The organism is Gallibacterium trehalosifermentans (genome assembly GCF_042433055.1).
Taxonomy (GTDB): Bacteria; Pseudomonadota; Gammaproteobacteria; order Enterobacterales; family Pasteurellaceae; genus Gallibacterium; species Gallibacterium trehalosifermentans.
The window spans coordinates 96,721-105,377 of the sequence record NZ_JBHLWB010000005.1 but is presented as its reverse complement, the minus strand read 5'-3'; the positions used below and the strand labels follow the sequence as shown (position 1 = coordinate 105,377).

General features: G+C 33.4%; 10 protein-coding genes. All 10 read right to left on the bottom strand.

Going from position 1 to position 8,657, the window contains the following annotated elements; all coding sequences use genetic code 11:
• The coding region (locus ACFFHK_RS06150) for a thiamine pyrophosphate-binding protein (protein WP_512700286.1) at positions 1 to 781 on the bottom strand (781 nt) is incomplete at its 3' end.
• Positions 782 to 803: 22 nt separating this feature from the next.
• Complete coding sequence (gene tal / locus ACFFHK_RS06145) at positions 804 to 1,757, bottom strand: transaldolase (protein ID WP_382370601.1); 954 nt, start codon at positions 1,755 to 1,757, stop codon at positions 804 to 806.
• Positions 1,758 to 1,783: 26 nt separating this feature from the next.
• Positions 1,784 to 2,842, bottom strand: a complete 1,059-nt coding sequence (locus ACFFHK_RS06140) for a triose-phosphate isomerase (RefSeq protein ID WP_382370599.1) — start codon at positions 2,840 to 2,842, stop codon at positions 1,784 to 1,786.
• A 4-nt stretch (positions 2,843 to 2,846) separates the two neighbouring features.
• Positions 2,847 to 3,527: a cyclase family protein gene (locus tag ACFFHK_RS06135; RefSeq protein WP_382370597.1), complete on the bottom strand. Its 681-nt coding sequence runs from the start codon at positions 3,525 to 3,527 to the stop codon at positions 2,847 to 2,849.
• A gap of 12 nt (positions 3,528 to 3,539) precedes the next feature.
• A complete protein-coding gene (locus ACFFHK_RS06130; RefSeq protein ID WP_382370595.1) occupies positions 3,540 to 4,832 on the bottom strand; it encodes a TRAP transporter large permease in 1,293 nt (430 codons plus the stop codon).
• Entirely contained in the window at positions 4,832 to 5,308 is a 477-nt protein-coding gene (locus tag ACFFHK_RS06125) for a TRAP transporter small permease (protein ID WP_382370593.1), read from the bottom strand. The genes ACFFHK_RS06130 and ACFFHK_RS06125 overlap by 1 nt, the downstream gene beginning before the upstream one ends.
• 40 nt (positions 5,309 to 5,348) lie before the next feature.
• On the bottom strand, positions 5,349 to 6,326 hold the full coding sequence (locus tag ACFFHK_RS06120; RefSeq protein WP_382370591.1) for a TRAP transporter substrate-binding protein: 978 nt from the start codon (positions 6,324 to 6,326) through the stop codon (positions 5,349 to 5,351).
• A 51-nt stretch (positions 6,327 to 6,377) separates the two neighbouring features.
• On the bottom strand, positions 6,378 to 6,827 hold the full coding sequence (rpiB, locus tag ACFFHK_RS06115) for a ribose 5-phosphate isomerase B (protein WP_382370589.1): 450 nt from the start codon (positions 6,825 to 6,827) through the stop codon (positions 6,378 to 6,380).
• A gap of 19 nt (positions 6,828 to 6,846) precedes the next feature.
• Complete coding sequence (locus tag ACFFHK_RS06110) at positions 6,847 to 7,800, bottom strand: sugar-binding transcriptional regulator (protein ID WP_382370613.1); 954 nt, start codon at positions 7,798 to 7,800, stop codon at positions 6,847 to 6,849.
• 16 nt (positions 7,801 to 7,816) lie between these two features.
• A complete protein-coding gene (locus ACFFHK_RS06105) occupies positions 7,817 to 8,653 on the bottom strand; it encodes a sugar phosphate isomerase/epimerase family protein (protein ID WP_382370587.1) in 837 nt (278 codons plus the stop codon).
• Positions 8,654 to 8,657: the final 4 nt, after the last annotated feature.

Below are 8,657 nucleotides of genomic sequence, written 5' to 3'. Positions count from 1 at the left end.
GACAATCGTGTGAATTGGCTTTGTTTGGTGAGCCATAACCAATTATCGTTTTACAAATAATTAAACTTGGTTTGTTGCTTTCTGCTTTTGCTGCTTCAATCGCCGCTTTGATTTCGGCAGCATTATGTCCATCAACCGATGGAATCACGTGCCAACCATAGGACTCAAAGCGTTTTTGTGTATCATCAGTAAACCAGCCATCAACGTGTCCGTCAATCGAGATGTTATTATCATCGTAAAACGCTATTAATTTACCTAGTCCTAATGTGCCTGCTAATGAGCATGCTTCATGAGAGATTCCCTCCATTAAACAACCATCGCCTAAAAAGACATAGGTGTGGTGGTCTATTATCTCATGACCTGGGCGGTTAAATTGTCCTGCTAAGGTCTTTTCGGCTATCGCCATACCCACTGCATTCGTTATCCCTTGTCCCAATGGACCTGTGGTAGTTTCAACGCCTGGGGCATAACCATATTCTGGGTGCCCTGGCGTTTTTGAATGTAATTGGCGGAATTGCTTTAAATCTTCTATCGATAACTCATAGCCCGTTAAATGTAATAAGCTATAAATTAACATCGAACCGTGTCCATTCGATAAGATAAAACGGTCGCGGTTTGCCCAGTACGGATTAGTCGGGTTATGTGATAAAAAATCACGCCATAACACTTCTGCGATATCCGCCATGCCCATTGGCGCTCCTGGGTGCCCTGATTTTGCTTTTTGTACTGCATCTATACTTAAAAAGCGGATTGCATTTGCTCGCTCTCTTCTTGTAGGCATATTCTTCATTCCTTATTTTCTGTTAAAGTTTAGTAACAAGCATCGCTTCTAATTTTTCAATATCTGCAGCAAATTTACGGATACCTTCTGCTAATTTTTCTACCGCCATCGCGTCCATATTATGTTGCCAATAGAATTCCGCTTCAGTCATTGCTGCTGGGCGAGCTAATACTTCACCTTGATAATCAAGTTTACGCGGTAATTCACTCGTATTTGCTTGTAATTCTTTCAATAATGCTGGTGAAATCGTTAAACGATCGCAGCCCGCTAACTCCGTAATTTCACCTACATTACGGAAACTTGCCCCCATTACCACCGTTTTATAACCATATTGTTTGTAATAGTGATAAATTTTGGTTACCGAAATCACACCTGGATCTTCACTTGGTGCAAACTCTTTTTTATCACCATTTGCTTTATACCAATCTAAAATACGCCCTACAAATGGCGAAATGAGATACACACCTGCTTCTGCACACGCACGTGCTTGCGCTTCTGAGAATAATAACGTTAAGTTACAGTTGATCCCCTCTTTTTCTAAAATTTCCGCTGCTCGAATGCCTTGCCAAGTTGAAGCGATTTTAATCAAAATACGATCATTGCTGATACCTGCTTCGTTATACAGGGCAATCAGTTTACGTGCTTTTTCTACTGTCGCTTGTGTATCATAAGAAAGGCGCGCATCAACTTCCGTTGAAATACGCCCTGGGACAATTTTTAAAATTTCTAAACCAATGTTAACCGCTAATTTATCTTCTGCATCAATCAGTTGTTGTGCTTTATCTGCACTTTTACTTTTCGCATAAGCCACTGCTTCATCAATTAATGACGCATATTGTGGTAATTGAGAGGCGCTAAGAATAAGAGATGGGTTCGTCGTTGCATCTTCTGGTTGGTAGGCTTTGATTGCTTCAATATCACCTGTATCTGCAACTACAACGGTTAATTTACGTAATGTGTCTAGTTGAGTTTCCATTTTTCTTTCTCCTAAAAGTTAAATTACTAAATTTGATATGAAAGTTGTTCTTGCATTTTTTGATGCACAATATCAACAATCTCTTTTCCCAATATAATTTGATATTGATTTGTAATAGAGAATAATCCTCTTACTAATTCTAATTTTTCTATTTTATTTTTATCGATATTTTCTGGGTTATTTAATACCACCCTAATTCTGGTAGCACAATGTGTTAATGCTGTAATATTGTTATTGCCCCCTAAATACTCAATCAATTTTAATGCTGTTTGATAATATTGATTATCCTCATTATTTACAGATAACGCATTCAATGCACCTTTCATTAAATCAACAAAGTCTTTTGCATTCCATGCACTTCGCCCAACAAAAAGTCCATCAATATTCTTTTTATTTATTAATTGATTAGCATTATTTGGATTAACACTACCACCATACAATACAGGAATATCCAGCCCCTCTTTGCCAAAAATGTCAAATAAACATTGCTTAATCGTGATATGTTTCTCTTCCGCATATTCAGCTGTCGCAGGAATACCATTTTCACCTATTGCCCAGACTGGCTCATAAGCTACCCTCACAAGTGGTATTTGTTCTTTAGTAACACCATTTAAACCAATTTTTAATTGCATTCTTAATACTTCATCAGAAATACCATATTCTTTTTGTTCTAATGTTTCACCAACACATAATAATGTAATAAATTGATGTTTTAATGCAGAAAGAACCTTTTTATTTTCTTCTTGATCGGTTTCTTTAAAAATATGACGTCGCTCTGAATGTCCAATCATCACTAATTTAACATCCAACTCTTTTAACATTAATGGCGATATTTCACCCGTAAATTGCCCAGCATCGGCATAACACATATTTTGAGCACCAATAGTGATCACATTATTTAATTCTGTTTTAACTAAATGAGAAGCATCACTTAATGTTGTATATGAAGGTATGACAAACAATTCTATATTATTTTGCTTGATTTGTTCTTTATATAATCTTCCTAATGCTGATAAATAATGAATAAGCTCTTTATTCCCTTTATACATTTTCAGATTAGTTCCAAAATAAATTTTATTTTTCATTGATTCATTCCTCAATATTTTTTATTAATACTCGACAAGGCGCACCATCTGCCTTTTCAATAGCGATTGGTGCCATAACAGCATATACCTTATTGCTTGTAATATTTTTAGTATTACAAAGATACTCCACTAAAGTTATTCCTTGCGACAATAAGTGGTAATGCGTTGTATGTTTTTCTAAAGGTTTTTCAATCTTATTTTCCACCCAAAATCGAATTGGATAATCTTGAGGAAAATCAAATGCAACAATAGTTATATTTTTATTTTTCATAAATATTACAGCATCATCAGTCAAATAAGGCGATCTTGTCCAAAACTCCTTAGAGTTATAACTATAAAAAGTATCCCAATGTGTTTTAAAAATAATTTTATCAGGATTATTTTGTGGCCAAACACTCTTTAAAATATTTTCAGTAATCGCAAAGTTATCTGTAATATAGGTTGAAAGATCGATAATATAAAACTCACCAATATAAGTACTAGGATTAATATCTAAAATATCATACCCCTCTTTATTAATATGGCTTAATGCGTCCATATGAGTAAAAGCATGACAAGATACTTGTATTTGTGTCGCCTCAAATAAATCCCCATCATTAAAGTTTCCTTTTTTATCAATCACTGTTTTCCAACGTATATGGTTATTAGAAATAGGCATTGATAAATCTATCCAATCTTTATTCATAATGAATCTCCTCTATTCAAAGAACACATTTGGCAAATAAGTACTCAATTCTGGCACTAATATTAAAAGCCCTAATAATGCTAATAAAGAAAGTAAATATGGTACACTACTTTTTAATACTTTAATTGGCTCACATTCAGCAATATTAGCGGATAAATATATGAGGTATCCTACTGGCGGCGTTATTAAACCTATCATTAAATTTAAAATAATGACCAAACCGAAGTGAATTGGTGATATACCAAACTGATTAATAATTGGCATAAAAACAGGAACAAGTATCGTTAATGCCGCTGTTGGATCCATTATCATACCAATAAAGAAGACAATAATATTTATTAAAATAAGGGCAGATATAGGAGAAGAACAAATTTCAGCTACATAATTTGCTATTTGATGACTAATTTGTAATCTTGCAATAACCCATGCAAATATTGAAGAAGCACCAACTATTAACATCACTGTTATTGTTCCTTTTAAAGAAGATATAAGTGCTTTTTTTAGTCTTTCTAAATTTAATTCTTTATAGATAAATTTTCCTACTAAACAGGCATACACCACAGATACAGCGCCCGCTTCTGTTGCTGTAAAAATACCAGAAATAATGCCATATAAGATAATAATTGGACAAAATAAAGCCCAAATTGCATCTTTAGAACTTTCTTTTACCTCTTGCCAACTAAAAGCTGTTGATTGATTACCAAAACCTTTAATTTTAGAAATTAAGCAAGTAACTAATATCAGTGTAAATGCAATTAATAGTCCAGGAATGATACCAGATAAAAACATTTTTCCGACAGAAACACCTGCACCAGCAAGTGCAGCAAATACGATCATAGGAACACTAGGTGGAATTATTGGTCCAATAATTGATGCCGATTGTGTTAATGCGGCAGAAAAAGGTGCGGGGTAATTCTTATTTTTCATTTCAGGAATTAATGAACTACCAATAGCAGCTGTTGAAGCGACGGCTGAGCCACTAATTGATCCAAAAAATAAGCTAGAAAAAATATTAATATAAGCAAGAGAACCTTTCCAACGACCGACAAATGAGGTTACAAACCGAATAATCCGAGCCGTAATCCCACCAACACTCATCAGTTCACCAGCTAAGAAGAAAAATGCCAATGCTTGCAAGGCATTTGTATCAATTCCCTGCATAACTTGTTGAGCAACAATCGTTACAGGAACATAAGGTAAAAATAAGAATAAAGTAATAATTGAAGAGAAAATAATGCTATAAAATAATGGCAATCCAAAGACTGTTAAAATAAACATTACGCCCAATAAAATAATAAATGACATTACAATTCCCCCACAACTTTGGTTTTTGCTAATGATATAAAAGCAATGACGATTCTAATCATCTCAAGAGATAGACATAGAATAAATGGAACATAGACCCAAGAAATTGAAATTTTAAATGCAGAATAATAACTATTTAAATTCATACTATAGAGTTTTATTCCACCTTTAACGAGCAAAAATAGTGAAATTAACATCACAATATATAATACAGAGGATAATAACCAGCCATATTTAAACTTTTCAAATATCATTATCCTTAACAAAGGAACTTGTATCTGGGTTGTTGTTAATATCCCAAATAGGATCATATAGGTATAACAGAATCTTAAAAACTCTTCTGCCCAAGGAAAAGAAATATTAATAACATATCTCGTAATTACTTGGATAAATGTCATCAAAACCAGAATAAGGAAAAAGAGACACCCCAATGACAAAAATGTTTTTTTAATAAATTTCTCATAATGCTCAATCATATCCCTTTCTCCTTATATAGGTATAATTTAAAAGATGCTATTATTTAAGATTAGAAATAGTCTTGATTTCTTGATCACCAAATTTTTTAGCATAATCGTCCCATGCTTTTTTTGCGCCAGCTTGGAATGAAGTAATATCTGGTGATTCTTCAATTTCCATACCTTGTTGTTTTAATTTTTCTAAATATATTTTATTTTCTTCAACATTTAATGCTTTTTCTAAATTTGCTCCCTCTTTGGCCGCTTGCAATAATATTTCTTGATCCTCTTTATCTAAATAATTAAAGCGATCCAAATTCATTGCCATTGGTGCCGCAGTATAAGCGTGGTGTGTTAAAGATAAATATTTTTGGACCTCTTGTAGATTATTATTATAAATATGATGAATTGGGTTTTCTTGTCCATCTATTACCCCTGTTTTTAATGAAAAATAAACTTCATTAAATGGCATTGGCGTTGGATTTGCTCCCCATTCTTTAAATGCGGCAATATGCGCAGGATTTGGTGTAGTTCTTAATTTTAGATGAGAGAGATCTTTAACTGATTTAATTTGTCGCTTACTATTCGTAATATCACGAAAGCCTATTTCATAAAAAGCTAAACCTTTTAAACCATATTGCTCTAATGATTTTAGTAATTTCTCCCCAACTTCACTATTTAATACTTTTTCTACATGATTTTCATCATTAAATAAAAATGGTAAATCTAATAAATTAAGCTTCTCATTAAATGTTGTATAATATGGATTCCCTACCACAACAATATCGATAGTTCCCATTCTTGTTCCATCAATTTGTGTACCTGATGGTCCTAGCTCACTATTTGGGTGTAATTTAATCGTAATTCTTCCTTTAGATAGCTCATTTACCCTTTTAGCCATAAATTCCGTTGCTTTAGTTACGGTATCTGTTGGTGAGCCATAATGACTTAACGCTAATTCATGTGTCCCCGCAGCCAACACACTCGATGAAAGAATGACAGATAATACTGTTGTTGAAATTAAGCTAGGTTTTTTCATAGTTACACCCTCTTTGTATCGTTAAGGAATCTTTAAACTTTTATTGAAATATCAGCGATGATATTTTTGGTCAATCTCATTAATTTTTGCGACTTTAGGAGCTGAACCACCACCAGAAAAATCACAATCTAACCAAGTTTTTAATAATGATTTAGCAAGTTCAACGCCAATCACACGCTCACCAAAACAGATAATCTGCGCATCATTACTCTTTCTTGATCTTTCTGCTGAAAAAACATCATGGCATACTGCAGCTCTGACACCTGGAATCTTATTTGCGGTAATCGCCATACCAATACCTGTACCACAGGTCAAAATTGCACGCTCATATTTTCCCTCAGCAACCGCTAATGCCACAGCTTCTGCAATATCAGGGTATAAAACAACATCTCCAGCTTTAGCGCCAAAATCATCATATTCAATACCTAACGTATCCAAATATTTCATTAGTTCTACTTTTAAGTTATATGCTGCTTCATCACAGCCAACTGCAATTTTCATATCAAGTTCTCCTTCATAATTACATTTTTGTTAAATTTAAAATGGTATTCACATTACTTGCTGTGGTCGCAATGATATTGATAATACCCGTTCTTAATGCGCCTAATATCGCCATTGCTTTACTGCTTTCAGAAGCAATACCAATTACACAAGGAATTGCCCTTAAATCTTCAAGGCTCAGCCCTATCACGCGATCACTCATTACCGTTTCGACTGATTCCCCTTGCAAATTAAAAAAACCATACCCCGCAATATCACCAATAACCCCTAAATTTCGTTTCGCTTCTGTAACTTCTTGTGGTGTAAACCAACCGAGCTGCACCATATAGCTGTTTTCATTCATATCGCCAATACCAACTAAAGCAATATCAGCTTTTCTAGCTCTATCTAAGGTTTCTTTAATCACACCATTTTTCATAAAAACATCTCGAAACTCTTTATCTTCAAGATATGCGGGAGCATAGAGCGTTTCGTTAATACCACTGAAATTTCGCGCTAAATTTCGGCAAGTATGATCTGCATCAACAGGCTCACCATTACGCTGAACGCCACCAATACCACAAATAAACTTACAAGATTTTGCAGGAAAAATACCGATATGTTCACCAACTGAGGCAACATTACGTCCTTGACCAACAGCTATCGTCATTCCATCTTTTAATGTATGCGAGAGATATGAACTCACTAACGATGCTACCTGCCTTCTTTGCTCTACTTCATTTTGGGCATCAATCGCAATCAATGCTCTCTGAATCCCAAACTCATCAATTAATCGCTTTTCTAATTGAGAAGTAAAAATAGGGTGATATTTAACATTAATTTCTACTACCCCCTCTTCTCTTGCTTTTTTTAATAATCGACCAACCTTTATTCTGGAAATATTAAACTTATTCGCAATTTCTTCTTGGGTTAATTCATGCTCATAATAGGCAATCGCAATTTCTGTTAATAGATCAGCTTCTTTATAGATCATCATTTTTCTTTAACTCCTAAATGATGTTATAAATATATGTACGAGACTTAATTAATGTTTCTTCAATCACATTAATCGAAATCTTATTTGCATATCTTTTTGGTGTTGAATCTAATTCTCTATAAATTCTTAATGGAATTTCCAAACTACAACATAACTGTCTTTCCTTAATCCCTAAAAGAATCGTCTTATAATCAATAATCCCTTCACCTATTGATAAAAATTTAAATTTTTCATTCTCAACAAAAACATCTTTAATATGAAAATGTTTACAATATGGCAGAGATTTTATTGCTTCCTCTATTACATTTAATTGGTTGTTATAAGTAACCATATTGCCTGGATCAAAATTTATCGCATAATATTTTCTGTCTAATTGATTTAATATTTCAACACCATCGTCCACATCAATAAAAGCATCAAAATTATAATCACCACCATTTTCCAAACACAAAATACATTGATATTTTTGTAATAAAGGTTTTAAAGATACTAAATTCGTTATTAACTTCTCCTTATTGGCTAATTTGGTGGTGCAAACATTGATATATTTAGCACCAATTAAATTGGCAAATTTAAGACGAGGAGAAAATATCTCAAATAAATTATCTGTAGACAGATCCATTGTGCAACCTAACGCTAATGTAGCTAATCCATATTTACTTTTTAGCAAGTTAATATAATTAGCATTTTCTTCACTAAACAAATCTTGATTTAAATTACCAACATAACCCTGATTATAGGCTAATTCAAAATAATTAAATCCACATCGTTTAATCGAAGCAAATACTGTTTCCAAGTTATACCCATCATAAATAGAGGTGTTAACTGCTAGTATAAAGTTATTATTCATTTTT